33 protein-coding genes are annotated in these 26,849 nt (G+C 67.9%); 25 read left to right on the top strand and 8 right to left on the bottom strand.

The features are described 5' to 3' along the window. Position 1: 1 nt before the first annotated feature. The 7 genes from QM595_RS01755 to QM595_RS01725 all read right to left on the bottom strand — a co-directional run bounded on the left by QM595_RS01755 (position 2) and on the right by QM595_RS01725 (position 11,088). Positions 2-880 carry an ABC transporter permease gene (locus QM595_RS01755; RefSeq protein WP_415169797.1) on the bottom strand — a complete coding sequence of 293 codons (879 nt, stop codon included), beginning with the start codon at positions 878-880 and terminating at the stop codon, positions 2-4. Further along, positions 877-1,626 carry an ABC transporter ATP-binding protein gene (locus QM595_RS01750; RefSeq protein ID WP_415169796.1) on the bottom strand — a complete coding sequence of 250 codons (750 nt, stop codon included), beginning with the start codon at positions 1,624-1,626 and terminating at the stop codon, positions 877-879. Before QM595_RS01750 ends, QM595_RS01755 begins: the two co-directional genes overlap by 4 nt. A gap of 142 nt (positions 1,627-1,768) precedes the next feature. Further along, a complete protein-coding gene (locus QM595_RS01745) occupies positions 1,769-2,377 on the bottom strand; it encodes a class F sortase (protein WP_415169795.1) in 609 nt (202 codons plus the stop codon). A 34-nt stretch (positions 2,378-2,411) separates the two neighbouring features. Continuing rightward, on the bottom strand, positions 2,412-8,363 hold the full coding sequence (locus tag QM595_RS01740; protein WP_415169794.1) for a hypothetical protein: 5,952 nt from the start codon (positions 8,361-8,363) through the stop codon (positions 2,412-2,414). Positions 8,364-8,526: 163 nt separating this feature from the next. Next, the gene (locus QM595_RS01735; RefSeq protein WP_415169793.1) at positions 8,527-9,225 is read right to left on the bottom strand and encodes a GntR family transcriptional regulator; all 699 of its coding nucleotides are present in this window, start codon (positions 9,223-9,225) and stop codon (positions 8,527-8,529) included. Between the two features lie 32 nt (positions 9,226-9,257). Continuing rightward, the gene (locus QM595_RS01730) at positions 9,258-10,157 is read right to left on the bottom strand and encodes a hypothetical protein (RefSeq protein ID WP_415169792.1); all 900 of its coding nucleotides are present in this window, start codon (positions 10,155-10,157) and stop codon (positions 9,258-9,260) included. Positions 10,158-10,188: 31 nt separating this feature from the next. After that, complete coding sequence (locus QM595_RS01725; RefSeq protein WP_415169791.1) at positions 10,189-11,088, bottom strand: hypothetical protein; 900 nt, start codon at positions 11,086-11,088, stop codon at positions 10,189-10,191. A 100-nt stretch (positions 11,089-11,188) separates the two neighbouring features. Here QM595_RS01725 and QM595_RS01720 point away from each other — a divergent pair, with 100 nt between their 5' ends. Continuing rightward, positions 11,189-12,487, top strand: a complete 1,299-nt coding sequence (locus QM595_RS01720; protein ID WP_415169790.1) for an MFS transporter — start codon at positions 11,189-11,191, stop codon at positions 12,485-12,487. Here QM595_RS01720 and QM595_RS01715 read toward each other — a convergent pair. After that, on the bottom strand, positions 12,468-13,814 hold the full coding sequence (locus tag QM595_RS01715; RefSeq protein WP_415169789.1) for a transaminase: 1,347 nt from the start codon (positions 13,812-13,814) through the stop codon (positions 12,468-12,470). The two genes, QM595_RS01720 and QM595_RS01715, sit on opposite strands and share 20 nt — an antisense overlap. A gap of 419 nt (positions 13,815-14,233) precedes the next feature. Here QM595_RS01715 and rpsJ point away from each other — a divergent pair, with 419 nt between their 5' ends. From rpsJ to map, 24 genes are all read left to right on the top strand, one after another. Next, entirely contained in the window at positions 14,234-14,542 is a 309-nt protein-coding gene (gene rpsJ, locus QM595_RS01710; protein WP_154615492.1) for a 30S ribosomal protein S10, read from the top strand. A gap of 16 nt (positions 14,543-14,558) precedes the next feature. Then, positions 14,559-15,212 (top strand): 50S ribosomal protein L3, encoded by a 654-nt coding sequence (gene rplC, locus QM595_RS01705; RefSeq protein WP_415169788.1) that lies wholly within the window; start codon positions 14,559-14,561, stop codon positions 15,210-15,212. A gap of 5 nt (positions 15,213-15,217) precedes the next feature. Next, positions 15,218-15,835 (top strand): 50S ribosomal protein L4, encoded by a 618-nt coding sequence (gene rplD / locus QM595_RS01700; protein ID WP_415169787.1) that lies wholly within the window; start codon positions 15,218-15,220, stop codon positions 15,833-15,835. Next, the gene (rplW, locus tag QM595_RS01695) at positions 15,832-16,137 is read left to right on the top strand and encodes a 50S ribosomal protein L23 (protein WP_415169786.1); all 306 of its coding nucleotides are present in this window, start codon (positions 15,832-15,834) and stop codon (positions 16,135-16,137) included. Before rplD ends, rplW begins: the two co-directional genes overlap by 4 nt. A gap of 26 nt (positions 16,138-16,163) precedes the next feature. Further along, positions 16,164-17,000, top strand: coding sequence for a 50S ribosomal protein L2 (gene rplB / locus QM595_RS01690; protein ID WP_415169785.1), 837 nt, complete (start codon positions 16,164-16,166; stop codon positions 16,998-17,000). Positions 17,001-17,017: 17 nt separating this feature from the next. Beyond that, positions 17,018-17,299: a 30S ribosomal protein S19 gene (rpsS, locus tag QM595_RS01685; protein ID WP_367991349.1), complete on the top strand. Its 282-nt coding sequence runs from the start codon at positions 17,018-17,020 to the stop codon at positions 17,297-17,299. Beyond that, on the top strand, positions 17,296-17,712 hold the full coding sequence (rplV, locus tag QM595_RS01680; protein WP_415169784.1) for a 50S ribosomal protein L22: 417 nt from the start codon (positions 17,296-17,298) through the stop codon (positions 17,710-17,712). Before rpsS ends, rplV begins: the two co-directional genes overlap by 4 nt. Beyond that, positions 17,712-18,533, top strand: coding sequence for a 30S ribosomal protein S3 (gene rpsC, locus QM595_RS01675; RefSeq protein ID WP_415169783.1), 822 nt, complete (start codon positions 17,712-17,714; stop codon positions 18,531-18,533). The genes rplV and rpsC overlap by 1 nt, the downstream gene beginning before the upstream one ends. Positions 18,534-18,537: 4 nt before the next feature. Further along, entirely contained in the window at positions 18,538-18,957 is a 420-nt protein-coding gene (gene rplP / locus QM595_RS01670; protein ID WP_415169782.1) for a 50S ribosomal protein L16, read from the top strand. Next, positions 18,957-19,196: a 50S ribosomal protein L29 gene (gene rpmC, locus QM595_RS01665; protein ID WP_415169781.1), complete on the top strand. Its 240-nt coding sequence runs from the start codon at positions 18,957-18,959 to the stop codon at positions 19,194-19,196. The genes rplP and rpmC overlap by 1 nt, the downstream gene beginning before the upstream one ends. A 2-nt stretch (positions 19,197-19,198) precedes the next feature. Beyond that, positions 19,199-19,480 (top strand): 30S ribosomal protein S17, encoded by a 282-nt coding sequence (gene rpsQ / locus QM595_RS01660; RefSeq protein WP_415169780.1) that lies wholly within the window; start codon positions 19,199-19,201, stop codon positions 19,478-19,480. Positions 19,481-19,617: 137 nt separating this feature from the next. Continuing rightward, positions 19,618-19,986, top strand: a complete 369-nt coding sequence (gene rplN, locus QM595_RS01655; RefSeq protein WP_415169779.1) for a 50S ribosomal protein L14 — start codon at positions 19,618-19,620, stop codon at positions 19,984-19,986. Continuing rightward, complete coding sequence (gene rplX / locus QM595_RS01650; RefSeq protein WP_415169778.1) at positions 19,986-20,357, top strand: 50S ribosomal protein L24; 372 nt, start codon at positions 19,986-19,988, stop codon at positions 20,355-20,357. Before rplN ends, rplX begins: the two co-directional genes overlap by 1 nt. Positions 20,358-20,359: 2 nt before the next feature. Then, a complete protein-coding gene (rplE, locus tag QM595_RS01645) occupies positions 20,360-20,917 on the top strand; it encodes a 50S ribosomal protein L5 (protein WP_415169777.1) in 558 nt (185 codons plus the stop codon). Position 20,918: 1 nt separating this feature from the next. Then, entirely contained in the window at positions 20,919-21,104 is a 186-nt protein-coding gene (locus QM595_RS01640; protein ID WP_008361020.1) for a type Z 30S ribosomal protein S14, read from the top strand. A 75-nt stretch (positions 21,105-21,179) separates the two neighbouring features. Then, positions 21,180-21,599 (top strand): 30S ribosomal protein S8, encoded by a 420-nt coding sequence (rpsH, locus tag QM595_RS01635; protein WP_415169776.1) that lies wholly within the window; start codon positions 21,180-21,182, stop codon positions 21,597-21,599. Between the two features lie 19 nt (positions 21,600-21,618). Then, the gene (gene rplF, locus QM595_RS01630) at positions 21,619-22,158 is read left to right on the top strand and encodes a 50S ribosomal protein L6 (RefSeq protein ID WP_415169775.1); all 540 of its coding nucleotides are present in this window, start codon (positions 21,619-21,621) and stop codon (positions 22,156-22,158) included. A gap of 2 nt (positions 22,159-22,160) precedes the next feature. Beyond that, positions 22,161-22,544 carry a 50S ribosomal protein L18 gene (gene rplR, locus QM595_RS01625; RefSeq protein ID WP_415169805.1) on the top strand — a complete coding sequence of 128 codons (384 nt, stop codon included), beginning with the start codon at positions 22,161-22,163 and terminating at the stop codon, positions 22,542-22,544. 28 nt (positions 22,545-22,572) lie between these two features. Then, positions 22,573-23,199, top strand: a complete 627-nt coding sequence (rpsE, locus tag QM595_RS01620) for a 30S ribosomal protein S5 (protein WP_415169774.1) — start codon at positions 22,573-22,575, stop codon at positions 23,197-23,199. Further along, a complete protein-coding gene (rpmD, locus tag QM595_RS01615) occupies positions 23,199-23,381 on the top strand; it encodes a 50S ribosomal protein L30 (protein ID WP_415169773.1) in 183 nt (60 codons plus the stop codon). The genes rpsE and rpmD overlap by 1 nt, the downstream gene beginning before the upstream one ends. A gap of 1 nt (position 23,382) precedes the next feature. Further along, complete coding sequence (rplO, locus tag QM595_RS01610) at positions 23,383-23,823, top strand: 50S ribosomal protein L15 (RefSeq protein ID WP_415169772.1); 441 nt, start codon at positions 23,383-23,385, stop codon at positions 23,821-23,823. 203 nt (positions 23,824-24,026) lie between these two features. After that, positions 24,027-25,334 carry a preprotein translocase subunit SecY gene (gene secY / locus QM595_RS01605; RefSeq protein ID WP_415169771.1) on the top strand — a complete coding sequence of 436 codons (1,308 nt, stop codon included), beginning with the start codon at positions 24,027-24,029 and terminating at the stop codon, positions 25,332-25,334. Further along, complete coding sequence (locus tag QM595_RS01600; RefSeq protein WP_415169770.1) at positions 25,334-25,900, top strand: adenylate kinase; 567 nt, start codon at positions 25,334-25,336, stop codon at positions 25,898-25,900. The genes secY and QM595_RS01600 overlap by 1 nt, the downstream gene beginning before the upstream one ends. A 20-nt stretch (positions 25,901-25,920) precedes the next feature. Then, the gene (map, locus tag QM595_RS01595; protein ID WP_415169804.1) at positions 25,921-26,736 is read left to right on the top strand and encodes a type I methionyl aminopeptidase; all 816 of its coding nucleotides are present in this window, start codon (positions 25,921-25,923) and stop codon (positions 26,734-26,736) included. Positions 26,737-26,849 lie beyond the last annotated feature (113 nt).

The following is a 26,849-nucleotide window of genomic DNA, read 5'->3' as shown; positions in this document are numbered from 1 at the left end:
CTCACTCGCGAGGGCGGTGCGAGGGGTGCCACTTCCCGACCGCGAGGCGGGCGAGGGTGGTGAACGCCCCGAAGACGGCGATGCCCAGCAGCGAGGCGAGGATGATGGCGGCGTAGAGGTCCGCGGACTGCAGCCGCGAGGTGTAGAGCGTGACCAGGGTGCCGATGCCGGGGGCGCCCTGGGCGAAGAACATGTCGCCGACGACGGCGCCGATCACCGCCAGGCCGCTGGAGGTGCGCAGGCCGACGAAGATGGCGGGGAGGGCGGCCGGCAGCATCAGCAGTCGCAGCCGCTGCCATCGGGTGGCGCGCCGGATCGTGAAGAAGTCGTGCATCCCCTTCTCGACCGACTGCAGCCCGAAGAGGGTGTTCGAGATCATCGGGAAGAGCGCGAAGATGACCACGATGACGGTGCGGCTGGTGGTCCCGAAGCCGAACCAGAGACCCATCAGCGGGACCAGCGCCAGCACCGGGATGGTCTGCAGCAGTACGGCGTAGGGGTAGATCATGCTCTCCAGGAAGCGTGACTGGCTCATCACGATCGCGACCAGGATCCCGACGGCGGCCGAGATCGCCAGGCCGAGGAGCGCCACCCTGGTGGTCAGCCAGAGCGCGCCGAGCAGCCGGTCGAGGTGATCGGGCTTGAGCAGCGAGTCGGTGAGCACGCTCAGCGGCGAGGGGAGCAGGAAGCTGCGATCGCCCATCCGCAGGCTGACCAGCTGCCAGACCACGACGCCCAGGCACAGCGCGATGACGAAGGGGCCGACCCGGCCGATCAGGCCACCGGCGAGGGAGGAGGTCGAGCCGACCGGCCTGGCCTGGTAGCGGACGGTCCCGGGCGTCGGCACGCCGACCTCGCCGCGTTGTTCCATGGTGGTCATGCCTGCTGTCCCTCGGCCAGCGCCCGCGAGACCCGGGCGGAGAGCTCGGCGAATGCCGGTGTGTAGCGGAAGCTGTGGTCGCGCGGCCGTGGTGCGTCGACCTCGATGTCGGCGACGATCCGGCCCGGCCGGGCGCTCATCACGATCACTCGGGTGCTGAGGTAGACCGCCTCGGTGACCGAGTGGGTGATGAAGACCGCCGCCGCGTTGCGGGCGGCCACGACGCGCTGCAGCTCGTCTTGGAGGGTGAGCCGGGTGATCTCGTCGAGGGCGCCGAACGGCTCGTCGAAGAGCAGCAGGCCCGGGTCGGTCACCAGCGCGCGGGCGATCGCCACCCGCATCCTCATGCCGCCGGAGAGCCGTACCGGGAGCTGGTCGGCGAAGTCGGCGAGGCCGACGGTCGCGATGGCCGCCTCGGCCCGTTGCCGGCGTCGGCCACGCGGCACACCGGCCAGCGCGTCGGCCAGCTCGACGTTGCGGTGCACCGAGCGCCAGGGCAGCAGGTTCGCGTCCTGGAACACCACCCCCGGCAGGGCATCGGGCACCTCGACGTACCCGCTCGTGGGATGGGTGAGGCCGGCGGCGAGCTGGAGCAGCGTGCTCTTGCCGCAGCCGGAGGGGCCGACGACGCTCACGAACTCGCCGGGCCGGACGGTCAGCGAGAGGTCGGTGAGGGCCACCACCCCGTTGGGGAACTCCTTGCCGACCGCGTCGAAGACGACCGGTGCCACGTCCGTGCTGATCACGGACAAGGACGCTAGTGACGGCTCGTCACCGGGGCGTGAGCGTCGGGATATATCTCGCGCCGGTCCTGTTACGCCTCCGAAATACCGGCTCAGTCGAAGAGGTGCTCGCCTTGGGTCAAGGGGTCCTCCTCCCAATCGTCGGTTAACCGACGAGGCGGGCGAAGATGACCACGTTCTGCAGTGACGGTTCGCCTTCGGGGCGTTGCAGACAGGTGACCACGACCAGTCGGCGAGGACGGTTGACCCAGACCTGGCGCGCCCTGGGCAGTTCGGTCTTGGTGATCTCCCGCGACCCGGTGACCCGGTAACGCAGGTCTCCGACGGTGATCAGCGCCCCTCGGGTGATGGCCGCGCGCCGGGCGTCGATGTCGATCAGATAATTGCCGGGTCCGGTCGCGCCGTCGCGCAGCGAGTGAGTGGCGACGTAGACCGTGCCGTCAGCGGCCGCGTCGAGGCCGACGCCGATATTGCGCACCCAATAGACCGAGGTGAGCCCGGGTGGAGTGATGATCGAGTCGACCATGCTCATTTCGCCGAGCGGGACGTCGAGACCAACCGAGGGTGCCTTGAAGCGGAGGCCGTTGTCCTCCACAACGTCCATCTTCTTCAACGTCTCGGCGTCCGGCACAGTGCCCGGGTCCAACTGGACGAGGTTGCCGTTGAGGTCCGCCAGGCCCTCAGGAGTCCGAGTCGCGACCCAGATGGCAGCCCCGATCAACCCGATGCCGATCACGCCGATCAGGAGCCCCACGAATCGGACTCCTGATCGGCGCGATCGGTCCTGCTCAGGCAGTGTTGGTGCCGTTCCCTCGGCGGTAGATCAGGAATCCAGCGCACAGGAGGAGGAATCCGAATCCGCCGAGTCCACCAACCAGCCAACCGGTCGCGTTGTCGACACGCTCACCACCGGTCTGCACCGAGCTGCCGGACACCTCGGTCGCGACCTTCACCTTGGACCTGTCGGACTTCACCGAGCCGCCCGTCGGGTCGTCGCCGGTGGCGACAGCCGTGTTGGTGATGGCTCCCGCAGCGACGTCGGCCTTGGTGACGGTGTACGTCGCCTTGCAGACCACCGTAGCCCCAGCCGCCAGGGTGTCCTTCGGACAACGGATCTTGGAGAGCTTGCCGGTGCCAGAGAAAGCACCCTCGTCGATCTCGATGTCGTCGATCGTCACGTTGCCGGTGTTGGTCACTGTGAAGATATAGGTGATCTTCTGGCCGACCTTGGTGATCTCGGCAACGCTAGCCGTCTTCACCAGCGACAGTCCCGGGCTCTGGGTGGCCGTGACCGCAACCTCGTCCTCGGTGGAGGTGAGGTCGTTCCCAGCCAGGCAGCCGCAGACCCCAGTGGCAACAGCCGCATTGGTGATCTCACCGGCATCGAGGTCGGCCTGAGTCACCGTGTAGGTGGCCGTGCAGGTCGTCGTCGCTCCCGGCGCCAACGTGGTCGCCTCACAGGTGATCGTCGACAACTTCCCGGTGCCCGAGAAGTCAGTCTCCTCGATCTCCAGATCGTTGACCGTCACGTTGCCGATATTGGTCACCGTGAACGTGTAGGTGATCTTCTGGCCAACCTCGGTGACCTCGGCCAGGTCAGCAGACTTGACCAACACCAGATCGGTGTTCTGGTCGGAAGTCACGGTCGCCTCGGAACCATTCGAGGTCACTGGCTGCTCGTCCACATCGGTGCCGGTCGCAGTCGCAGCGTTGCTGATCTCACCGGCATCGAGGTCGGCCTGGGTCATCTCATAGGTGGCCGTGCAGACCGCCACCGCGCTCGGAGCCAACTCGGTGGCGTCGCAGCTGATCTCCGAGAGTTCACCGCTGCCCGAGAACGAGGTTTCACTGATCGCGATATCGGTGATCGGCACGTTTCCGGTGTTGGTCACCGTGAACGTGTAGGTGATCGTCTCCCCAGCCTCGGTCGCCGCTGCAACGTCAGCCGTCTTGACCAGCGACAACGACGGCTCGTGGAGTGCCTCGACCGTGGTGGTGGACGCATCCGACTCGACCGGGACACCATCGGGAACCCCGTCACCGTCCTCGTCCTCACCACCGGGAGCGGTACCGGTCGCAGTCGCAGCGTTGCTGATCTCACCAGCGTTGATATCGGCCTGAGCCACCGTGTACGTCGCAGTGCAGACCGTGGTCTGCTTCGGCGTCAACGTCGTGGCCTCACAGCTAATCGCCGACAACTCACCGGTGCCAGAGAAGCTGGTCTCGTTGATGGCGATGTCCGTGACCGTCACGTTCCCGGTGTTGGTCACCGTGAATGTGTAGGTGATCGTGTCAGCGGCAGCATCCACGGTGTCCACGTCAGAGGACTTCACCACAGTCAGTGACGGTTCCTGGCTCACCTCGACGGTGGCTGTGTTGGACTCCTCGGAGGTCACCTCGTCACCGTTGGAGTCGGTCCCGGTCGCGGTCGCAGAGTTGGTGATCGTCCCGGCATCGATGTCGGCCTGGGTCACCTCATAGGTCGCCGTACAGTCCACCGATGCCTTCGGGGCAAGAGTGGTCGGGTCACAGGCGATCGCCGACAACTCACCGGTGCCAGAGAAGCTGGTCTCGTCGACCACGATGTCCGTGACCGTCACATTCCCGGTGTTGGTCACCGTGAATGTGTAGGTGATCGTGTCAGCGGCAGCATCCACCGTGGACACGTCAGCAGACTTCACCACCGACAACGACGCGGTCTGGTCCACCTCGACCGTTGCCCCATCTTGGGCGGTGACCGGGTCATCGTTGGGGTCGGTCCCGGTCGCGGTCGCGGAGTTGGTGATGTCGTCACCAGCATCGATGTCGTCCTGGGTCACCTCATAGGTGGCCGTGCATTCGACAGACTCGGTCGGCGCCAGCGTGGCCGGGATAGTCGGCTCACACTCAAGTTCCGACAAGGTGCCGGTCCCGGAGAAGTCACCCTCGTCAACCTCCACACCAGTGATTGTGGTGTTGCCGGTGTTGGTCACCGTGAACGTATAGGTGATCTCATCGCCCGCCGCATCCACCTCAGACACATCCGCCGTCTTCACCATGTCCAGGCCAGGCGTCTGATCGACCGTCACAGTCGCGTCAGCCTCCGCGGAGGCGACCTCACCGCCGCTCGGGTTCAGACCGGAAGCCACCGCGGTGTTGGTGATCGCGGTGCCGGCATCGATATCAGCCTGCGTCACCGTGTAGTTCGCCGTGCAGTCGGTGGAAGAGCCCGGGGCCAACTCGGTCTCATCGCACGCGATGTCCGACAGCGTGTCCGTGCCGGAGAACTCGGACTCGTCGATCGCGAGATCCGAGACAGTGGTATTGCCGGTGTTGGTCACCGTGAACGTATACGTGATCACATCACCAGCCTCATCCACGCTCTGGACGCTGGGGGTCTTGCTCATCGCCAGGCTGTTGGTCTGCGCCGCCGCGATCTCCGCCACGGACTCATCCGAGACGATCTTGTCGCCGCTCGGATCGACACCGGACGCGGTAGCGGCATTGGTGATCGCACCCGCGTCGATGTCGGCCTGCATCACCGTGTAGGTCGCCGTACAGGTCACCGACGTATCAGGCAGCAACGTCGTAGGGTCACACGCGATCTCCGACAACGTGCCCGAACCGGTGAACGAGGTCTCGTCGATCGCCACGTCGGCGATCGTGGTGTTGCCCGTGTTGGTCACCTCGAACGAATACGTGATCATGTCGCCGACTGCCGACACCTCGGCCACATTCGCAGACTTCACCACCGACAGAGACGAATCCTGGACAACGGCGACCTCGGCCTCGCCCTCATTCGAGGTGATGGGGACATCGCCGGGAGCAGTGCCCGTCGCGGTCGCGGTGTTGACGATGGCGGCACCCGCGTCGATGTCGGCCTGAGTCACCTCGTAGCTCGCCGTGCACGTCGTCGATGCGGGGGGAGCCAACGACGCGGCCTCACACGTGACCGCCGACAGGTCATCACTCCCGGAGAAATCGCCCTCCACGATCGCGATATCGGTGATCGTGGTGTTGCCGGTATTGGTCACCGTGAACGTATAGGCGATCACGTCACCGGCGTCATCGACCGACGCCACACCCGCAGACTTGACCAGCGACAGGGACGACGTCTGGGCGACATCGACGGTGAACTCGGACTCATCCGACGTCACGTCGTTACCGCTGGGGTCGCTGCCGGTCGCGGTCGCGGCGTTCGTGACCTCACCGGCATCGACATCGGCCTGGGTCACCGCGTACGTCGCCGTACACGTCGCAACGCCATCCGGAACCAACGTGGTCTCATTGCACTCGATGTCGGACAGCTCGCCCGTACCCGAGAACGCGGTCTCATCGATCGCGATGTCGGTGATCGTGGTGTTGCCGGTATTGGTCACCGTGAACGTATAGGCGATCACGTCACCGGCGGCATCCACCGAAGCCACATCAGCAGACTTCACGACCGACAGGGACGACGCGGACAGCGAGGTGACGGCGCACGGCACACCCGTCGCCTCGTCGAGGCCGTCGTCCGTGCGCGGATCGCACGTCGGCGTGTCCTCGTCGACGTCGGTGGGGCCGAAGGCGACGTTGACGAGCGCCGCGTCGCCCGCCCCTTCCTCGTAGGTCACGGTGTACGTGATCACGACCGACTGACCCGACACGAGGGCGCCCGTCCACACGATACGCTCACCGTCGAGGGTCGGCGCATCGCCGGTGCTGGCCGTGAGCGAGCCCTCATCGAGGATTGCGTCGTCGAGCACGCCGCTCAGATCGTCGACGACGATCGCTGGCGAGGCGGTCGTGTACGCGCCCGAGCCCGTGTTGGTGGCCGTGACGGTGTACGTCACGGTCGTGCCGTCGGCGGACAGGCTCGTCACGTCGGACTGCTTCTCGATCCTCAGGCTCGGCACCGAGAACGACGTCGACGCGCAATACAGATTGGTGTCGCTGTCGTAGCCGTCTTCGTCGCACGTCGGCGTGTCGACGTCGTCGGCATCCTCTCCTGGCGGGATCCCGAAGGCGACGTTGCGGCCCGCGCCGTCGTCTCCGACGCCGGTGACCGTCACCGAGTAGGTCAGCTTGACCGACTTACCCGCCGCCAAGGGGCCCGTCCACGTCAGGCGCGGCTCCGAATACGAGATCGTGCCGTCGGCGGAATCGGCCTGGGCGTCGCCGTTGTAGTCGGCGACGTCGAGCACGCCCGTCAGGTCGTCCACGAGCACCGCGGGGTCGTCCGCGGTGAAGTCGGCGTCGCCGATGTTCGTCGCGGTCACGGTGTACTCGACGGTGTCGCCGACCGAGGCGGAGGCGTCGTTTTCATCGGCGGACGAGGTCTTCGCGACCTGCAGGCACATCCCGGGGGTGACGAGGGTGGCCGCTTCGCGGTCGGCCTCGACATACGTCCAGTCGTCGATGTACTTGTTGTTGCCCCACGAGTTGGTCGCGTACGACCATCCGTGCACACCGCCCGTGCTGGACACCCCCGCGGTGCCATCGGTGACCGACGTCGTGTTGCTGCGAGAGGAGGTGTTGGTGTCGTCCCAGTAGATGACGTCGGTGTCCGTGGAGGGGCCGTTCTGGCGGATCAGCTCGATCGCGCGCGCCTCGACGTCGGTCTGCACCACGTGCACCTCGCCGATCCGGTCGACGTAGACGCGGGCGCTCAGTTGCGTGCACGGCGCGATCGTGTTGCCTTCGCCGTCGAGTCCGTCGAACTCGTACTCAACCGGCTCGCCAGCGGCGCCGAGCTCGATGATGCGGTCGACGGTGTCGTCGTAGTCGCCGTCGTTGTTGACGTCGAGCTGCAGGCTGTATCCGCCGAAGAAGTTGTCGCCGAGGTCGTAGGAGAACACGCCCGCTGCGGATACCGCCGAGGTCGGCGTGTACGTGAAGTCCGTGGCCGACAGCGTGTCGGGGTCGACCGGCTCAGGTTTGATCACCTGGGTGACGGTGGCCGACGCGGTCGAGTCCCACACGGAGGCGCTCACCGGGAGGTCGGTGTTCGGCTCCTCGAAGAAGACGCGGTAGGGCGCGGCGCAGGGCACCGTTGGCGGGCCGGTCGGGTTGGTGTTCGCATCCAGCGACTGGTAGGAGGGCGTGCACTGGTCTTCGGTGGCCACGCCCGCGCTCGTCAGTCCGACCGGCAGACCGAGGGAGGTCGCGGTGACCGTCGAGTTGACCCCGTTGTAGTTGCTCAAGGTCAGCGCGTACTGGTAGCCGCTGTCGTTGAGCAGCCAGAAACTGAGCTCCTTCAGGTAGCTGGTTCCGCCGCTCTGGCTGATGTTGTAGGCCTCCGTCCACACCCGCCCGGAGATCTCGCTGACCCCCGTCGCCACGGTCTGGCTACGAGGATTGGTGCCGCCCGTGAATCCCGGATCGCCGTCGTACACCGCGAACGACCAGGTCTGGGCGGTGCTGCTTTCGCTGTTGGTGCTGCCGCCGGTCTGCACGACCCACACGCCTGCCGTCGCCGCCGTCACCTGGATCGGCGTGGAGATCGTGGCGCTGCTGGCCGAGGCCGGTCCGATGACGGTGCCGTTGGGAGCGGTGATCGTCGTGGAGCCGGTGCTGCCCCAGAAGTGGAGCCACTCCCCCTCGGCCGCGTAGGCGTGGTAGGCATTGCTGCCCTGCATAGCGTAATTGGTCGTGTTCGGCGAGACGTTGTCCTCGACGCGCACGGCGTAGGCAGAGCCCGCCCCGGCGGCAACGAGCAGGAGGGTGACGATCAGGGTGGTCGCGAGAAGACGCGGGCGCAGGGGGCTTCGGCGATCGGACACAGGCTTCCTCGGTCGTCGGTGGGGGACGGCCGAGGATCTACACCGCCGACCTGAGAACTGATCCTATCGGGATATCGGCTTGGTATGTCATGGCCGACGTATCTCCGCTTCTTTGAGCGCGAAGCGCAAGGAGGCTACTAGTGACGGCCTCCGAAATACCGGCTCAGCCGAAGAGGTGCTCGACCCGTGCCAGCGTGCCGATGACCGAGAAGAGGCTGCGGTAGTGGTCCTCCATGTCGGCGACCAGCCGGTCGATGTCGCGCTCCAGGAAGGCGTCCATGAGCTCGCGGTGGTCGCGCTGGAACCGCACCCGGCCGTCGGCGTCGTTGTGCTGCATGGGCTGGCCGGTCTCGGCGAGGTTCCAGATGGTGTCCAGCACATTGCTCAAGCGGTGCATCCCCGACGGGTCCACGAGCGCGAAGTGGAAGTCCTTCGACGCTCGCTGATAGGCCTCCAAGTCGCCCCGCGCCAAGGCGACCGCCGACGCGTCGTAGGTCGCCAGCAGCCGCTGGTCGTCCGCCGAGGTGGCCATCGCGACCGACTGGGGCAGCGCGGCGAGCTCGAGCGCCCGGCAGACGACGTAGAGCTCCTCGAGCTCGGTCAGGCTCAGCTGCGCGACGGCGTACCCGCCCCGGCGGCGATGGGTCACCAGACCCTCGCCGACCAGGGTCTTGAGCGACTCCCGCACCGGGATCGGACTCACCTCGAAGAACTGGGCGACCTCGTCGATGGAGATGACCGAGCCCGGCACGACCGCGCCGCCGGTGATGGCCCGGCGCAGCTCGGCGAGGATCTCGGTCTGGCCGCGTCCGCGCACCTGCCCGTCGAGCTGGCGGACGAAGTGGCTCGGCGAGCTGGCCATGGCGCGATTCTCCTCCGACGCGCTCTGAGCGGTCAGCAGCCGGGATTGACCGGGGCGGTGCCGACGCTGGCCAGCGGCTGGGCGTTGGCCAACTGGCGGACCTTGGCCTTGGCCTTGGTGGTCCGCTTCATCGGCCAGTAGCGGACCCAGTCCTGCTGGGTCCAGGTCTCAGCCATCGCCGCGCCCGGGGTGCCGATCAGCGAGAGCCGCAGGTGCAGCCTGCGGCCGGCGAGCAGGCCGTCGCGGGGCTGCTTGCGGACGATCTTGCCGTCGACGAAGAACGAGATGCTCTTCTTGGTGACCTCGACGGCCCAGACCCGCCAGGCGGAGGTGGCGATGCTCTGGTCGCCCACCCAGTTGTCGACATCGCTGATCGGGCCCCTCGGGCTGATGGTGTCGGAGAGCACTCGGCCGGGCGTCGTCACGCCGATCGTCGCGACGCCGGGCTGGGCCGGGTTGTAGGCGGCCAGGGTGATGGACTCGGGGGCGCAGCGCCCTGCCGGCGTACCGTCCGGGACGAGCTCCAGCTTGACCGAGAAGTCCGTCGGATCGACATCGGACTTGTCCCGGGTGGCCAGACTGCGGAAGCGGGTCTCCCAACGGCCCTTCTTGAAGCTCTGGTTCCAGTCGTTGACGACGTCGCCGGTCAGCGAGTGGATCTCCTGGGTGCCGTGGCCGACGGCGCCGACGACCCAGCGCTCCGTCTGCCCGGCGAGGCTGAACACGCCGGGGACGCTGTCGCCGTCCTCGGTGCGGAACTCGTAGCGCAGCCTGGCGGGATACCAGCCGTACGTCGAGCCGGCATGGATCAGCTCGAACTTGGTGCAGCCGGTGGCACGCCCGCAGGCGGCGGCCGCGGCGTCGTGCGCGGGCATGAACAGCGCGGCCACCAGGCCGAGGACGACCAGACGGGGGGCAGCGCGGAATCTCACGCGGTCACCGTAGAGGCTCGGCATCGTCGTGTCAGCGGGTCGCGCGAGCCGGCGTCGTCGAGGGCGAGGTCGGCTGCTGCTCGACCGGCGGGCAGGCGTCCCTGTTGGTCTTCAGATCGGTCTTCGGCGCCGCCACCGACTTGCTGTTCGGCTTGGCCAGCGTCCAGTAGCGCGCCCAGTCGAGCTGGATCCGGAACTTCTCCTGCACCTTGCCCGGCGCGGTGGGGATCAACCGGACCTGGAACTTGAACTTCTTGCCCGACAGCGCCTTGTCGCGCGGCTCGTTGGCGACCACCTGGGCGTCGACGAACCACAGCACACGCTCCTTGGTCACCTCCACCGCGAAGACGTGCCACTCGTCGTTGGTGATGGAGCGGGACAGCTTCTTCTCCATGGTGAAGCGGTTGTCCGGCAGCGTGTTGATGTCGAGTTGGGCGGTGCTCGGCTCGGTCGGCGACCAGTGCAGCAGGTGGATGTCCTGGGCGCCGCAGAAGTACTGCTTCTTGCTCACCGGGGTCAACGCGACCTCGACCATCCAGGGGTTGCCGCCCGACGACTCCGGCGCCATCCGCATCCGGGTCTCCCAGCGGCCCTTGTCGTAGTAGTGGCTGCGGCCGGTCCAGGTCGAGGTGACCGGCTTCGTGTGCTTGCCCTTGTTGGCCACCAGGGTCAACATGCCGTTCTGCTGATACTGCTTGGAGTTGCCCTTGGACTTCTCCCACTCCTTGGGCTCGGTGCGGCCACCTTTGAACTCGTAGCGGTGCTTGACGGGGTACCAGTCGTAGGAGGCCCCGGCCGAGACCAGTTCGAACGAGGTGCAGCCGGAGGGTCGGCCGCAGGGGTAGGCCTGCGCGCTGGGCAGAGCCGGCGTCAGCAGGGTCAGCAGGGTCCCGAGGGCGGCCACCAGGGCCAGGCGCTTCTTGTACGGCATCTGGGCACCCTAACCTGAATCCCGCGGTCGGCGGGATATCGCCGGATCGAGGCAGAAAACACCGGGGCGAGGTGTTCTCCGGCCATGGGAAGGTGTGCGCATGGCTGAGCCTGTGACTGCCGTGACGCCTGTGACGAGGCGCCGTCTCCACCGGGCGTGGCCGGTCGCCGTCGTCACGATGGCGGCGCTCGTCGCCGCGGCGGGCTTCCGCTCCTCGACGGGCGCGCTGCTGGAGCCGCTCGAGACGGACTTCGGCTGGAGCCGCGCCACGACCTCCGGCGCGGTCTCGCTCAACCTGATCGTCTACGGCCTCACCGCGCCCTTCGCCGCCGCACTGATGGAGCGCTTCGGCGTACGCCGGGTGGTGGCGGCCTCACTCGGGCTGACCGCGCTCGGCTCCGGGCTGACCCTGGTGATGACCGCCGCCTGGCAGCTGTGGCTGCTGTGGGGCTTCGCGGTCGGCATCGGCACCGGCTCGCTGGCGCTCGTCTTCGGCGCGATCGTGGCCAACCGCTGGTTCGTGCGGCATCGCGGCGTCGTGGTCGGGGTCTTCTCCGCCGCCTCCTCGACCGGGCAGCTGGTCTTCCTGCCGCTGATCGCCCATCTCGCCGACGGCCCCGGCTGGCGGTGGGCGGCGAGCCTGGTCGCCGGGTTCGCGCTGCTGCTCGCCCCGGCCGTCTGGCTGGTGATGCGCGACAGCCCCGCCGAGGCCGGCACGACGCCGTACGGCGCCCCGGCGGACTGGGTGCCGGCACCCGCGGTCGCCACCACCAACGCCGCCCGGCTCGCGCTCCGCACGCTGGCCGAGAGCTCGCGATCGGGCAGGTTCTGGATCCTGTTCGCGACGTTCTGGATCTGCGGCTGGTCCACCAACGGCCTGATCGGCACCCACTTCATCCCGGCCGCCCACGACCACGGCCTGCCGGAGACGACCTCGGCCAGCCTGCTGGCGCTCATCGGCGTCTTCGACATCGTCGGCACCATCGCCAGCGGCTGGCTCACCGACCGGGTCGATCCCCGCAAGCTGCTGTTCTGCTACTACTTCCTGCGCGGCCTCTCGCTGCTGTGGGTCGACATGCTGCTCGGCCCCTCGCTCCACCCCAGCCTGTTCCTGTTCGTGCTCTTCTACGGCCTCGACTGGGTGGCCACCGTGCCGCCGACGGTGGCGCTGTGCCGCCAGCACTTCGGCGTCGAGCGGGCCGGCGTCGTCTTCGGCTGGGTCTTCGCCGCGCACATGGTCGGCGCCGGCATCGCGGCCTCCTATGCCGGCTGGATCCGGCAGTCGACCGGCGACTACCTGCTCGCCTGGATCACCGCCGGCGTGCTCTGTGTCCTCGCCGCCGGCGCCTGCCTGCTCATCCCGCGCGGGGCTGTCCGGCTCAGCCGAGCAGCGCGCTGACGGCCTCGGCGAACACCGAGGTATGGAGGTCGACGTCGGCGGCGGTGTGGAACGGGCTGAACAGCGCCATGTTGTGGAACGGCGTGAGCAGGATGCCCCGGTTGAGCGCCCACAGGTGGAAGTACGCCTCCAGTTCCTCGTCGCCGGCGGCGGCCGCCTCGGCGCCGGTGCGCGGCGGCGGGCAGAACCAGTACTCCGCGCGAGCGCCGAGCCGCTGCACCGTCCAAGGCAGCGAGTGCTGCTCGAACACCTCCGCGACCCCGTCGGTGAACCGCTCGGCGAGCGGCACCGCAATGGCGAAGTCCTCCTCGCGCAGCGCGGTAGACAGGGTGGCGCGGGTGGCGGCCAGCGCCAGCGCGTTGCCGGTCAGCGTGCCGCCTACGCCGGCGACGTCGATCTCGTGGCCGAGCATCGGTCCGGTCAGCGCCTCGGCGACCGATGCCGTCATGCCGTAGGCGGCCACCGGGACGCCACCGCCGATCGCCTTGCCGACGACCAGGAGATCGGGCTCCAGACCCCAGGCCGCGCTCGCGCCGCCGGGTCCCGCGCACATGGTGTGGGTCTCGTCGATCACCAGCAGTACGCCGTGCTCCCGGGTGACGGCGCGGACCCCCTCGAGATAGCCGGGCGCCGGCAGCACGATGCCGATATTGGTCAGCGCCGGCTCCATCAGCAGGCAGGCGACGTCGCCGAGCGCCAGCCGCCGGTCGAGCGCGTCGAGGTCGTTGAACGGCACCACGGCGGTGGTCAGCGCGACGTCGACCTGCGGTCCGAGCGCGCCGGGCCGGGCGATCACCTCGCCGGTCGAGGAGAGCACGGCCAGGGTCTCGTCGACGGTGCCGTGGTAGCACCAGTCCATCACCGCGATCCGCGGCCGGCCGGTCAGCGCCCGCGCGAACCGCAGCACGAACCGATTGGCGTCGGTCGCCGACATCGCCAGCTGCCAGCACGGCAGCCCGAAGCGGCGGGCCAACTCCTCGGCGACCCAGGTCGCGTCGGTCGAGGGCAGCATGGTGGTGAGGCCGGTCGTCGCCCGTGCCGCGATCGCCTCGGCCACTGCGGGCAGCGCGTGGCCGGTCATCGCGCCGGTGTCGCCGAGGCAGAGGTCGACGTACTCGATGCCGTCGACGTCGGTGAACCGGGCGCCCCGCGCCTCGGCGAACGTCAGCGGGAAGGCACCCGGCCACCGCGTCATCCACGGCATGGGTACGCCGGCCAGCAGCGAGCCGCGAGCGGCGGTCGCCAGCTCCGCCGATCTCGGGTGGGTGGCGAGGAAGCGCTCCTCCTCGGCGGCTCGCAGCGCCGCCAGCCGGTCACGGTCGATCACCCGCCTGAGCCTAGTGGTCGTCGCTGCGCGCACCTGGATCCACGCATACCCCCCACGAACTTCCAGAGACGACCACTAGGACCCGGATCGCCCGACCCGCCATCTTCTGGCTCCTCGGCAGGATTTGGCGTCGGTCCGGATCTCTGACAAGATTCTCGGGTTGCTCCGGCGGGCTGCCGGGGTGCGGCACATCTTGACTACTGAATCGCGTCTCCCAGTTCCTCACGACTGGTCGTGCTCGGTGGTCGGCATGTGCCGACACCGCACCTGGAGGCCCGATTCGGCCCGGCTGAGAAGCCGGGCATCAATCAAACCGAGCAGGCGAGGATCCCGCCGATGGCGGGTGTGACGTGTGGAAATCATGCGACACGCCCGACCGCGGGGGTCGGAGACTGCACAGAGAAGGACGAGAGAGACAGATGGCGGGACAGAAGATCCGCATCAGGCTCAAGGCCTATGACCACGAGGTGATCGACACCTCGGCGCGCAAGATCGTTGACACGGTCACCCGCACGGGTGCCCGCGTGGCGGGCCCCGTGCCGCTGCCGACGGAGAAGAACGTCTTCGTCGTCATCCGCTCGCCCCACAAGTACAAGGACTCTCGCGAGCACTTCGAGATGCGCACCCACAAGCGTCTCATCGACATCATCGACCCGACTCCGAAGACCGTCGACTCGCTGATGCGGCTCGACCTGCCTGCCGGCGTCGACATCGAGATCAAGCTCTGAGGCAGGTGAGAAGACAATGACCTTCGAGCGCAACGTGAAGGGTCTGCTCGGCACCAAGCTCGGCATGACCCAGGTCTGGGACGAGAGCAACCGCGTCGTCCCGGTGACCGTGGTCGCCGCGTCGACCAATGTCATCACGCAGATCCGCCAGCCCGAGACCGACGGCTACAACGCCATCCAGGTCGGCTTCGGCGAGATCGCGGGCCGCAAGGTGACCAAGCCGCTCGCCGGCCAGTTCGTCAAGGCCGGCACCACGCCCCGCAGGCACCTGGTCGAGATCCGCACCGCCGACGCGTCGTCGTACACCGTGGGCCAGGAGCTCCCGGTCGACACCTTCGCCGCCGGCGACGTGATCGACGTGACCGGCACCAGCAAGGGCAAGGGCTTCGCCGGCACCATGAAGCGCCACGGCTTCGCCGGTGTCTCCGCCTCGCACGGTGCCCACCGCAACCACCGCAAGCCGGGCTCCATCGGCGCCTGCGCCACCCCGGGCCGCGTCTTCAAGGGCGTCCGCATGGCCGGTCACATGGGCACCGACACCGTCACCACCCAGAACCTCACCGTGCACGCGGTCGACGTCGAGAAGGGCCTGATCCTGCTCAAGGGCGCCGTTCCCGGCCCCAAGGGCGGTCTGCTCGTCCTCCGCTCGGCCGCCAAGAAGGAGGCCTGACCCTCATGGCTCTCAAGACTGTCAAGGTCGAGCTGCCGGCCGAGATCTTCGACGCGAAGGTCAACGTCCCGCTGATCCACCAGGTCGTCGTGGCCCAGCTCGCCGCCGCTCGCCAGGGCACCCACGCCACCAAGACCCGGGGCATGGTCTCCGGCGGTGGCAAGAAGCCCTACAAGCAGAAGGGCACCGGTCGCGCCCGCCAGGGCTCGACCCGCGCCCCGCAGTTCGCCGGCGGTGGCACCGTCCACGGCCCGCAGCCGCGGGACTACAGCCAGCGCACCCCCAAGAAGATGAAGGCCGCCGCGCTGCGCGGTGCCCTCTCCGACCGGGCCCGCAACGACCGCGTCCACGTGGTCGAGTCCTTCGGTCTGGACAAGCCCTCCACCAAGGCGGCGCTGGCCAGCCTGCGCGAGCTGACCGACCGCACCAAGTTCCTCGTCGTGCTCGACCGCGTCGACACCACCACCTGGCTGTCGCTGCGCAACGCCCCCGAGGTCCACATCGTCGCCGTCGACCAGCTCAACACCTACGACGTGCTCGCCTCGGACGACGTCGTCTTCACCAAGGCCGCCTTCGACGCCTTCGTGGGGGCTCCCGCCAGCGACAAGGAGGAGACCAAGTGAGCAACCTGCACAAGGACCCTCGCGACATCCTGCTCGCGCCGGTCGTCTCCGAGAAGAGCTACAACCTGCTCGACCAGAACAAGTACACCTTCCTGGTGCACCCCAGCGCCAACAAGACCGAGATCAAGATCGCGGTCGAGAAGGTGTTCAACGTCAAGGTCACCTCGGTCAACACGCTCAACCGCCCCGGCAAGACCCGCCGCACCCGCGACGGCCTCGGCAAGCGCAAGGACACCAAGCGCGCCATCGTCAGCCTGGCGGAGGGTCACCGCATCGACATCTTCGGAGGTCCGGTCTCCTGACCGGGTCTGTTAAGGACTGATCGAATATGGCTATTCGCAAGTACAAGCCGACCACACCGGGTCGCCGTGGCGCCTCGGTGGCCGACTTCGTCGAGATCACCCGGACCACCCCGGAGAAGTCGCTGACGCGCCCGCTGCCCAAGAAGGGCGGCCGCAACAACCAGGGCCGGATCACCACCCGGCACCAGGGTGGCGGCCACAAGCGCGCCTACCGCATCATCGACTTCAAGCGCTACGACAAGGACGGAGTGCCGGCCAAGGTCGCTCACATCGAGTACGACCCCAACCGCACCGCCCGGATCGCGCTGCTCCACTACGCCGACGGCGAGAAGCGCTACATCGTGGCGCCGAAGGACCTGGCCCAGGGGATGACCGTGGAGTCCGGCCCGACCGCCGACATCAAGGTGGGCAACAACCTGCCGCTGCGCAACATCCCGGTCGGCACCACGATCCACAACGTGGAGCTGCGTCCGGGCGGCGGCGCCAAGATCGCCCGCTCGGCCGGCAACAGCGCCCAGCTCGTCGCCCGCGAGGGCAGCCGGGCCACGCTGCGGATGCCCTCGGGCGAGATGCGCTACGTCGACGTACGCTGCCGCGCCACCGTTGGCGAGGTCGGCAACGCCGAGCAGTCCAATATCAACTGGGGCAAGGCCGGCCGGATGCGCTGGAAGGGCGTCCGCCCGACCGTCCGCGGTGTCGTCATGAACCCCGTCGACCACCCGCACGGCGGTGGTGAGGGCAAGACCTCCGGTGGTCGCCACCCGGTCTCGCCGTGGGGCAAGCCCGAGGGCCGCACGCGCAAGCGCAAGGCCAGCGACGCCGCCATCATCCGTCGCCGCAAGTCCGGCAAGAACAAGCGCTGACCAGGAGATAGACACAGATGCCTCGCAGCCTGAAGAAGGGTCCCTTCGTCGACGACCACCTGCAGAAGAAGGTGGACGCCGAGAACGAGAAGGGCACGCACAACGTCATCAAGACCTGGTCGCGCCGCTCGATGATCGTGCCGAGCATGATCGGTCACACGATCGCCGTGCACGACGGTCGCAAGCATGTCCCGGTCTTCGTGTCCGACTCGATGGTCGGCCACAAGCTGGGCGAGTTCGCCCCGACCCGCACCTACAAGGGTCACGTGAAGGAAGACCGGAAGGGACGTCGTCGATGACCACCACTGACCGCCGGCGCGTCAGCGCCCGCCGCGAGTCGCTGCTCGGCGACCAGCCGGGCTCCTTCGCGAGTGCCCGCTACGTGCGGATCACCCCGCTGAAGGCCCGCCGGGTCGTCGACCTGGTTCGTGGCCTGCCCGTGGACGAGGCGCTGTCCCTGCTGGCCTTCGCGCCGCAGGCCGCCTCCGAGACCGTCTACAAGGTGCTGGAGAGCGCCATCGCCAACGCCGAGACCACCGAGGGTCTCGACCGTGGCGACCTGGTCGTCTCCGTCGCGCAGGTGGACGAGGGCCCGACCATGAAGCGCTGGCGTCCGCGTGCCCAGGGCCGCGCGACCCGTATCAACAAGCGCACCAGCCACATCACGCTGGCCGTCCAGCCGGCGGCTGTGGTCGAGGGGAAGAAGAAGTAATGGGACAGAAGATCAACCCGAACGGCTTCCGCCTGGGCATCTCCACCGACCACAAGAGCCGGTGGTACGCCGACAAGCTCTACAAGTCGTACGTCGGCGAGGACGTCGCCATCCGCAAGCTGCTGAGCAAGGGCATGGAGCGCGCCGGCATCGCCAAGGTGGAGATCGAGCGCACCCGTGACCGGGTCCGCGTCGACATCCACACCGCCCGCCCCGGCATCGTCATCGGCCGCCGCGGCGCCGAGGCCGACCGGCTGCGCACCGAGCTCGAGAAGCTCACCGGCAAGCAGGTCCAGCTCAACATCCTCGAGGTGAAGAACCCCGAGGTCGACGCTCAGCTGGTGGCTCAGGGCGTCGCCGAGCAGCTCTCCGGCCGGGTGCAGTTCCGCCGCGCCATGCGCAAGGCGATGCAGACCACGATGCGCTCCGGTGCCAAGGGCATCCGGATCCAGTGCTCCGGCCGCCTCAACGGCGCCGAGATGTCGCGCACCGAGTTCTACCGCGAGGGCCGCGTCCCGCTGCACACCCTGCGCGCCGACATCGACTACGGCTTCTACGAGGCCCGCACCACCTTCGGCCGCATCGGCGTCAAGGTCTGGATCTACAAGGGCGAGGTCGCCGGCACCCGTGCCGAGCGCCAGGCCCAGCAGGCCGCCCGCGCCGGCGTCCCCGGCCGCGGCGGTCGTTCCGGTGGCCGTGGCGAGCGCGGCGGCGACCGGCCGAGCCGTGGCTCGCGCGGCAACCGCGGCGGCGAGGCCGCTACCACCGTCGAGGCGCCGGCCGAGGCTGTCGCCACCGCGACCGAGACCCAGGAGGGCTGAGCCCATGTTGATGCCCCGTCGCGTCAAGCACAGGAAGCAGCACCACCCGAAGCGGACCGGCTCCGCCAAGGGCGGCACCTCGCTCGCCTTCGGCGAGTTCGGCATCCAGGCGATCGAGGGTCACTACGTGACCAACCGGCAGATCGAGTCGGCTCGTATCGCGATGACCCGCCACATCAAGCGTGGCGGCAAGGTCTGGATCAACATCTACCCCGACCGCCCGCTGACCAAGAAGCCCGCCGAGACCCGGATGGGCTCCGGCAAGGGCTCCCCGGAGTGGTGGGTCGCCAACGTCAAGCCCGGCCGGGTCATGTTCGAGCTCTCCGGTGTCCCGGAGGACGTGGCCCGCGAGGCGATGCGCCGCGCGATCCACAAGCTCCCCATGAAGTGCCGTTTCATCACGCGAGAGGCTGGTGAGTTCTGATGAGCAACGCCGTGAAGGCGCACGAGCTCGACGAGCTCAACGACATCGACCTCGCCGCGAAGCTGCGCGAGGCCAAGGAGGAGCTGTTCAACCTCCGGTTCCAGGCGGCCACCGGCCAGCTGGAGAGCCACGGCCGGCTCCGCACCGTCAAGAAGGACATCGCCCGGATCTACACCGTGGTGCGTGAGCGCGAGCTCGGCATCCGGGTCGCCCCGGGCGCTGAGAACGAGGAGGCCTGAAGATGGCTGAGTCCACCACCGCGCAGACCACCGAGCGCAACCGGCGCAAGGTCCGCGAGGGCCTCGTCGTCAGCGACAAGATGGAGAAGACCATCGTCGTCGAGGTCGAGGACCGCGTGAAGCACCCGCTCTACGGCAAGGTCATGCGCCGTACCAGCAAGCTGAAGGCTCACGACGAGCAGAACACCGCCGGCATCGGCGACCGCGTCCTGGTCATGGAGACCCGGCCGCTGTCCGCGACCAAGCGGTGGCGCCTCGTCGAGATCCTCGAAAAGGCGAAGTAAGCGCCGTTTTGGCGAACGGATGCGATGCCGGGGACACTGGAGTGTTCCCGGCATTCGTCCGGTGACAACCCATGAAGGTTCGGCAAGGCTCACACGCCCTGGATGCGTGGGAGAACCGGCTCGACAAGGAGTAATCAATGATCCAGCAGGAGTCGCGACTCAAGGTCGCCGACAACACGGGTGCCAAGGAGATTCTCTGCATCCGCGTGCTCGGTGGCTCTGGTCGTCGCTACGCCGGCATCGGCGACGTCATCGTCGCCACCGTCAAGGACGCGATCCCCGGTGGCAACGTGAAGAAGGGTGACGTCGTCAAGGCCGTCGTCGTGCGCACCGTCAAGGAGCGCCGTCGTCCCGACGGTTCCTACATCCGCTTCGACGAGAACGCCGCTGTCATCCTCCGGGCCGACGGCGAGCCGCGAGGCACCCGCATCTTCGGCCCCGTCGGCCGCGAGCTGCGCGACAAGAAGTTCATGAAGATCATCTCGCTGGCGCCGGAGGTGCTGTGATGACCACGTCGAAGAAGAGCTTCAACATCAAGAAGGGCGACGAGGTCCTCGTCATCGCCGGCAAGGACAAGGGCGCCCAGGGCAAGGTCATCGGCGTGCTGCGCGACGAGGACCGGGTCATCGTCGAGGGCGTCAACCGCGTCAAGAAGCACACCAAGGTCCAGGACCAGGGCGGCCGTGCCGGCACCACCGGCGGCATCATCACCACCGAGGCCCCGATCCACGTGTCCAACGTGATGCTGCTCGAGGACGGCAAGCCGGTCCGTGTCGGCTTCCGCCGCGACACCGTCACCAAGCGCCGGCCCGACGGCTCGACCTACGAGGCCGAGCGCAGCGTGCGCGTCTCGCGCAAGTCCGGCAAGGAGATCTGAGCATGACCACCGCCACCCAGCCGCGTCTCAAGGCCCGCTACGCCGCGGAGATCGCCCCGGCCCTGCGCGAGCAGTTCGACATCCAGAACGTCATGCAGGTCCCCGGCCTGGTCAAGATCGTGGTCAACATGGGCGTCGGCGAGGCCGCTCGCGACTCCAAGCTGATCGAGGGCGCGGTCCGCGACCTCACCGTGATCACCGGCCAGAAGCCGCTGGTGACCAAGGCCCGCAAGTCGATCGCCCAGTTCAAGCTGCGCGAGGGTATGCCGATCGGCGCCCACACCACGCTGCGCGGCGACCGGATGTGGGAGTTCCTCGACCGGCTGCTGTCGCTCGCGCTGCCGCGCATCCGTGACTTCCGCGGTCTCAACCCCAACCAGTTCGACGGTCACGGCAACTACACCTTCGGTCTCACCGAGCAGGTCATGTTCCACGAGATCGACCAGGACAAGATCGACCGGACCCGCGGTATGGACATCACCGTGGTGACGACGGCGACCAACGACGACCAGGGCCGCGCGCTGCTCAAGGCGCTCGGGTTCCCGTTCAAGGAGAACTGACATGGCGAAGACCGCGCTCAAGGTCAAGGCCGCGCGCAAGCCGAAGTACGCCGTCCGCGCCTACACCCGCTGCCAGCGGTGTGGCCGCCCGAAGGCCGTCTTCCGCAAGTTCGGCCTGTGCCGTATCTGCCTGCGGGAGATGGCCCACCGTGGCGAGCTCCCCGGCGTGACCAAGTCGAGCTGGTGACCACCAGCCACTGACCGTTGAAGGTCGCGGACGTCGTACGACGCCGCGAAACCGCTTCGAGAAAGAACACCTCATATGACGATGACTGACCCGATCGCAGACATGCTCACCCGTCTGCGCAACGCCAACCAGGCGTACCACGACGCGGTGTCGATGCCCTACAGCAAGATCAAGGCTGGTGTCGCGGAGATCCTCAGGCAGGAGGGCTATATCGCCTCCTACGACGTCGCGGACAATGTCGACGCCAACGGCGAGCCCGCGGTCGGCAAGACGCTGACCATCACTCTCAAGTACGGCCGCAACCGCGAGCGCTCGCTCGCCGGCGTGCGCCGCATCAGCAAGCCCGGTCTGCGGGTCTACGCCAAGCACTCGGGTCTCCCCAGGGTGCTCGGCGGCCTCGGCGTCGCGATCATCTCGACGTCCCAGGGCCTGCTGACCGACCGTCAGGCCAACCAGAAGGGCGTGGGTGGGGAAGTCCTCGCCTACGTCTGGTGATCGGGAAGGAGTAGAGAACATGTCGCGCATTGGCAAGCTCCCCGTCCCGGTCCCGGGCAATGTGGACGTGCAGATCGACGGCCAGACCGTGATCGTCAAGGGCCCCAAGGGCACCCTGTCGCACACCGTCGCCGAGCCGATCACCGTCGAGAAGGGCGAGGGCGTCCTGGACGTCAAGCGTCCCGACGACGAGCGGCTGTCCAAGTCGCTGCACGGCCTGTCCCGCACGCTGATCAACAACATGGTCGTAGGCGTGACCGAGGGCTACGAGAAGAAGCTCGAGATCGTCGGCGTCGGCTACCGGGTGCTGTCGAAGGGCCCGACCCAGCTGGAGTTCCAGCTCGGCTACAGCCACTCGATCGTCTTCGACGCCCCCGAGGGCATCAGCTTCACCGTCGAGGGCCCGACCAAGCTCGGCGTCGTCGGCATCGACAAGCAGCAGGTCGGCGAGGTCGCCGCCAACATCCGCAAGCTGCGCAAGCCCGAGCCCTACAAGGGCAAGGGCGTCCGCTACGCCGGCGAGAACGTCCGCCGCAAGGTCGGAAAGGCTGGTAAGTGACGATGGCCATCTCGCTGTCCAACAACAAGCACACCGCTGGTCGGGTCAAGTCCCGCCTCAAGCGTCAGCTCCGCGGCCGCAAGAAGATCAGCGGCACCCCCGAGCGCCCGCGCCTGGTCGTCACTCGGTCGACCAAGCACATCACCGCCCAGGTCGTCGACGACACCGTCGGCAAGACCCTGGTCTCCGCCTCCACCCTGGAGGCCGACCTGCGCGCCGGTGATGGTGCCAAGGTCGACAAGGCGAAGGCGGTGGGCCAGCTCGTCGCCGAGCGCGCCAAGGCTGCCGGGATCGAGGGCGTGGTCTTCGACCGCGCCGGCAACAAGTACACCGGTCGCATCGCGGCCCTGGCTGACGGCGCCCGCGAGGGCGGCCTGCAGTTCTGACCGCAACGAAGAGCGAGGAAGAGGAATCATGAGCGGAGCCCAGCGCGGTTCGCGTGGTGGCGAGCGCCGCGGTCGTGACAACGACCGTCGTGGCCAGGCCGCCGAGAAGAACGCCTACATCGAGCGCGTCGTTGCGATCAACCGTGTCGCCAAGGTCGTGAAGGGTGGTCGTCGCTTCAGCTTCACCGCCCTGGTGATCGTCGGTGACGGTGACGGTCTCGTCGGCGTCGGCTATGGCAAGGCCAAGGAGGTGCCGGCGGCGATCGCCAAGGGTGTCGAGGAGGCGAAGAAGCACTTCTTCCGCGTCCCCCGCATCCAGGGCACGATCCCGCACCCGGTGCAGGGCGAGAAGGCCGCCGGCGTGGTGCTGCTGCGCCCGGCCGCTCCCGGTACCGGCGTCATCGCCGGTGGCCCGGTGCGCGCCGTCCTGGAGTGCGCCGGCATCCACGACGTGCTGAGCAAGTCGCTCGGCTCGTCCAACCAGATCAACATCGTCCACGCGACGGTCGAGGCGCTGCGCCTGCTGGAGCAGCCCGAGTCGGTGGCGGCCCGCCGTGGCCTCCCCGTCGAGCATGTCGCTCCGGCCGCTCTGCTGAAGGCGCGCGAGGAGGAGAAGGCCGCCCCGGCGACCGCTCCCGCGGAGGTGTCGGCCTGATGGCACAGCTCAAGGTCAAGCAGAACAAGGGCCGCGTCGGCCTGAAGCAGAACCAGCGCGAGACCCTGCGCACGCTCGGTCTCAAGCGGATCGGCGACGTGGTCGTCAAGGAGGACCGTCCCGAGATTCGCGGGATGATCCGCACCGTCCGTCACCTGGTGACGGTCGAGGAGGTCGACTGACATGGTGCTGAAACTGCACAACCTCGCTCCGGCTCCGGGCGCCAAGAAGGCCAAGGTCCGCGTCGGTCGCGGCGAGGCCTCGAAGGGCAAGACCGCCGGTCGCGGCACCAAGGGCACCAAGGCCCGCTACCAGGTGCCGGTCGGCTTCGAGGGTGGCCAGATGCCGATTCACATGCGGCTGCCGAAGCTCAAGGGCTTCAAGAACCCCTTCAAGGTCGAGTTCCAGGTCGTCAACGTCGCCGCTCTCGGCGAGGCGTTCCCCGAGGGTGGCGCCGTCACCGTCGCCGACCTGGTCGCCAAGGGCCTGGTCCGCAAGGGCCAGCCGGTGAAGGTCCTCGGCAACGGCAGCCTCTCGGTCAAGGTCGACGTCACCGCCGACGCGTTCTCGGGCTCCGCCAAGGAGAAGATCGAGGCCGCCGGCGGCACGGCGACCATCGGCTGAGCGACGTAGCGAACAAACGGGAGAGCGGTCGGTCTCGTCTTCCTTGCCGTTCGGCGCACGGAGTGCGCCGCGCAGAGGGCAAGGCGACAGACCGGCCGCTTCTCGCACTTTCCGTGCCTGTTAGGCTTCGGCGGGTTTCCCAGGCCGGTCAAAGACCGGTCACAGGACACCTCGACCGAGTTGTGTGAAGAAGAGGAAATCTCGTGCTTGGCGCGTTCCTGAACGCCTTCCGGACCCCGGACCTGCGGCGCAAGCTGCTGTTCGTCCTGGCGATCATCGTGGTCTTCCGGGCGGGCTCACAGCTGCCCGCACCCGGCGTCAACGTCGCCAACGTGCAGGACTGCATCAACCTCACCAAGGAGGGGTCGGGCGCCGGCCTCTACAACCTGGTCAACCTGTTCTCCGGCGGCGCGCTGCTGCAGCTGACCGTGTTCGCGCTGGGCATCATGCCCTACATCACCGCGAGCATCATCCTGCAACTGCTCGTCGTGGTGATCCCACGACTGGAGGCCCTCAAGAACGAGGGTCAGTCCGGTCAGACCAAGATCACCCAGTACACCCGCTATCTCACCCTCGGCCTGGCGCTGCTGCAGGCCACCGGCATCGTCGCCCTGGCCCGCTCGGGCAACCTGCTCAACTGCAGCCAGGACCTGCTCCACGACAACGGCACCGGCACCTTCCTGGTGCTGGTCGTGACGATGACCGCCGGCACCGCCGTCATCATGTGGCTCGGCGAGCTCATCACCGAGCGCGGCATCGGCAACGGCATGTCGATCCTGATCTTCACCCAGGTCATCGCGACCTTCCCGGCCACCATGTGGGCGGTCAAGGACCAGCACGGTCCGTGGACCTTCGGCATCGTCATCGTCATCGGACTGGCGATCATGGCGGCGGTCATCTTCATCGAGCAGGCCCAGCGCCGCATCCCGGTGCAATATGCCCGGCGGATGGTCGGCCGGAAGATGTTCGGTGGCTCCTCGACGTACATCCCGCTCAAGGTCAACCAGGCGGGCGTCATCCCGGTCATCTTCGCGAGCTCGCTGCTCTACCTGCCGGCGATGGCGGCGCAGTTCCAGTCGAACTCGGCCAACCCGCCGGGCTGGGTCGACTGGGTCAACACCTACTTCGTGCGTGGTGACCACCCGCTCTACATGGCGGCGTACTTCGCCCTCATCGTCTTCTTCACGTATTTCTACGTCTCCATCACCTTCAACCCCAAGGAGGTGGCAGACAACATGAAGAAGTACGGCGGCTTCATCCCCGGGATCCGGGCGGGCAAGCCGACCGAGGACTACCTGTCCTACGTCCTGTCCCGCATCACACTGCCGGGCTCGCTCTACCTTGGTCTGATCGCGCTCATCCCGCTGATCGCCCTCGTGCTCATCGACGCGAACAACAACTTCCCGTTCGGCGGCACCTCCATCCTGATCATGGTCGGCGTCGCGCTCGACACCGTGAAGCAGATCGAGAGCCAGCTCCAGCAGCGCAACTACGAAGGATTCCTGCGCTAATGAGGTCGATCATCATGGGGCCGCCTGGGGCTGGCAAGGGCACCCAGGCCCGGTTCGTCTCCGAGCGGTTCGGCATCCCGGCGATCTCGACCGGCGACATCTTCCGCGCCAACGTCTCCCAGGGCACGCCGCTCGGGGTCGAGGCGAAGCGATATATGGACGCCGGCGACTACGTCCCCGACTCCATCACCAACGACATGGTCCGCCACCGGCTCGCCGAGCCAGACTGCGCCTCGGGCTTCCTGCTCGACGGCTATCCGCGCACCCTGGCTCAGGTCGAGGTCCTCGACGACATTCTGGCCGAGTCGAGCACCGCGCTCGACGCAGTGCTCTCGCTGGTCGTCGACCGCGACGAGGTGGTGACCCGGCTGCTGCAGCGCGCCCGGACCGAGGGTCGCTCCGACGACACCGAAGAGGTCATCCGCCACCGGCAGGAGCTCTACGCCGAGCAGACCGCGCCGCTCATCGACGCCTACAAGCAGCGTGGCCTGGTGGTCGAGGTCGACGGCCTCGGCGAGGTCGGCGAGGTGGCCGAGCGCATCGCCGCCGCCCTCTCCGACCTCTAGCGGACGGCGTGCTGATGGGGCTGTTGGGCCGCCGGGTCCAGCTCAAGACCCCCGAGCAGCTGGACCTAATGCGCCGGGCCGGCCTGGTGGTCGGCGAGACGCTCGAGGTGCTTCGCGCCGCGGTGCGGCCCGGAGTCACGCCGCGAGAGCTCGACGCCCTGGCGGAGCAGACCATCCGAGAGCGCGGCGCGGTGCCGTCCTTCCTCGGCTACTACGGCTTCCCGGCGACGATCTGCGCCTCGGTGAACGAGGCCGTCGTACACGGCATCCCCAGCGAGGTGCCGCTGCAGCCCGGCGACCTGATCTCGATCGACTGCGGCGCGATTCTCGACGGCTGGCACGGCGATGCCGCTATCACGGTGGCGCTGGAGCCGGTGACCGCGGAGATCGCCGAGCTGGTCCGGGTCACCGAGGGGTCGATGTGGGCGGGCATCGCCGCGAACCGGGTCGGCGGCCGGGTCTCCGACATCGGGCACGCGGTGGAGGCCTACATCCGGGCGCAGCCGGGCGGTGAGCGCTACGGCATCGTCGAGGACTACTTCGGGCACGGCATCGGCACCGAGATGCACATGGAGCCCGACGTCCCCAACTTCGGCCGGCCGGGCCACGGCGCCAGACTGCAGCGCGGCATGGCGCTCGCCATCGAGCCGATGGTCACCCTGGGCAGCAAGCAACTCGTCGAGCTCGACGACGAGTGGACGGCCGTGACCACCGACGGATCCTGGGCCGCCCACTTCGAGCACACCACCGCGCTGACCCCCGACGGCGTGTGGGTGCTCACCGCCCTCGACGGCGGCAAGGCAAAGCTGGCCGACCTTAGCGGCACCCCCACCTGACCGCGAGTCGGCAGAAGTGCTGGTCTGAGAAGGCTCGAGTCGGCAGAAGTGCTGGTCTGAAACCGGCCGAGTCGGCAGAAGTGCGGGTCAGGCACCTGCACTTCTGCCGACTC

It is taken from the genome of Nocardioides sp. (assembly GCF_047607185.1).
In the GTDB taxonomy this organism is placed as follows: domain Bacteria; phylum Actinomycetota; class Actinomycetes; order Propionibacteriales; family Nocardioidaceae; genus Nocardioides.
Note: the sequence above shows the minus strand (reverse complement) of the source record. Positions and strands in the feature narration are given on the sequence as shown.

Coding starts and splice junctions, on each gene's coding strand:
- rplX (WP_415169778.1), top strand. CDS start 19,986: ATGACCACGTCGAAGAAGAGCTTCAACATCAAGAAGGGCGACGAGGTC.
- rpsS (WP_367991349.1), top strand. CDS start 17,018: ATGCCTCGCAGCCTGAAGAAGGGTCCCTTCGTCGACGACCACCTGCAG.
- rpmD (WP_415169773.1), top strand. CDS start 23,199: ATGGCACAGCTCAAGGTCAAGCAGAACAAGGGCCGCGTCGGCCTGAAG.
- rplV (WP_415169784.1), top strand. CDS start 17,296: ATGACCACCACTGACCGCCGGCGCGTCAGCGCCCGCCGCGAGTCGCTG.
- QM595_RS01640 (WP_008361020.1), top strand. CDS start 20,919: ATGGCGAAGACCGCGCTCAAGGTCAAGGCCGCGCGCAAGCCGAAGTAC.
- rplO (WP_415169772.1), top strand. CDS start 23,383: ATGGTGCTGAAACTGCACAACCTCGCTCCGGCTCCGGGCGCCAAGAAG.
- rpsQ (WP_415169780.1), top strand. CDS start 19,199: ATGGCTGAGTCCACCACCGCGCAGACCACCGAGCGCAACCGGCGCAAG.
- rplE (WP_415169777.1), top strand. CDS start 20,360: ATGACCACCGCCACCCAGCCGCGTCTCAAGGCCCGCTACGCCGCGGAG.
- QM595_RS01600 (WP_415169770.1), top strand. CDS start 25,334: ATGAGGTCGATCATCATGGGGCCGCCTGGGGCTGGCAAGGGCACCCAG.
- rpsC (WP_415169783.1), top strand. CDS start 17,712: ATGGGACAGAAGATCAACCCGAACGGCTTCCGCCTGGGCATCTCCACC.
- rplP (WP_415169782.1), top strand. CDS start 18,538: ATGTTGATGCCCCGTCGCGTCAAGCACAGGAAGCAGCACCACCCGAAG.
- rplR (WP_415169805.1), top strand. CDS start 22,161: ATGGCCATCTCGCTGTCCAACAACAAGCACACCGCTGGTCGGGTCAAG.
- rpmC (WP_415169781.1), top strand. CDS start 18,957: ATGAGCAACGCCGTGAAGGCGCACGAGCTCGACGAGCTCAACGACATC.
- QM595_RS01735 (WP_415169793.1), bottom strand. CDS start 9,225: ATGGCCAGCTCGCCGAGCCACTTCGTCCGCCAGCTCGACGGGCAGGTG.
- rplF (WP_415169775.1), top strand. CDS start 21,619: ATGTCGCGCATTGGCAAGCTCCCCGTCCCGGTCCCGGGCAATGTGGAC.
- rplB (WP_415169785.1), top strand. CDS start 16,164: ATGGCTATTCGCAAGTACAAGCCGACCACACCGGGTCGCCGTGGCGCC.
- QM595_RS01725 (WP_415169791.1), bottom strand. CDS start 11,088: ATGCCGTACAAGAAGCGCCTGGCCCTGGTGGCCGCCCTCGGGACCCTG.
- rplD (WP_415169787.1), top strand. CDS start 15,218: ATGGCTCTCAAGACTGTCAAGGTCGAGCTGCCGGCCGAGATCTTCGAC.
- rpsH (WP_415169776.1), top strand. CDS start 21,180: ATGACGATGACTGACCCGATCGCAGACATGCTCACCCGTCTGCGCAAC.
- rpsJ (WP_154615492.1), top strand. CDS start 14,234: ATGGCGGGACAGAAGATCCGCATCAGGCTCAAGGCCTATGACCACGAG.
- QM595_RS01755 (WP_415169797.1), bottom strand. CDS start 880: ATGACCACCATGGAACAACGCGGCGAGGTCGGCGTGCCGACGCCCGGG.
- rpsE (WP_415169774.1), top strand. CDS start 22,573: ATGAGCGGAGCCCAGCGCGGTTCGCGTGGTGGCGAGCGCCGCGGTCGT.
- rplN (WP_415169779.1), top strand. CDS start 19,618: ATGATCCAGCAGGAGTCGCGACTCAAGGTCGCCGACAACACGGGTGCC.
- rplC (WP_415169788.1), top strand. CDS start 14,559: ATGACCTTCGAGCGCAACGTGAAGGGTCTGCTCGGCACCAAGCTCGGC.
- QM595_RS01720 (WP_415169790.1), top strand. CDS start 11,189: ATGGCTGAGCCTGTGACTGCCGTGACGCCTGTGACGAGGCGCCGTCTC.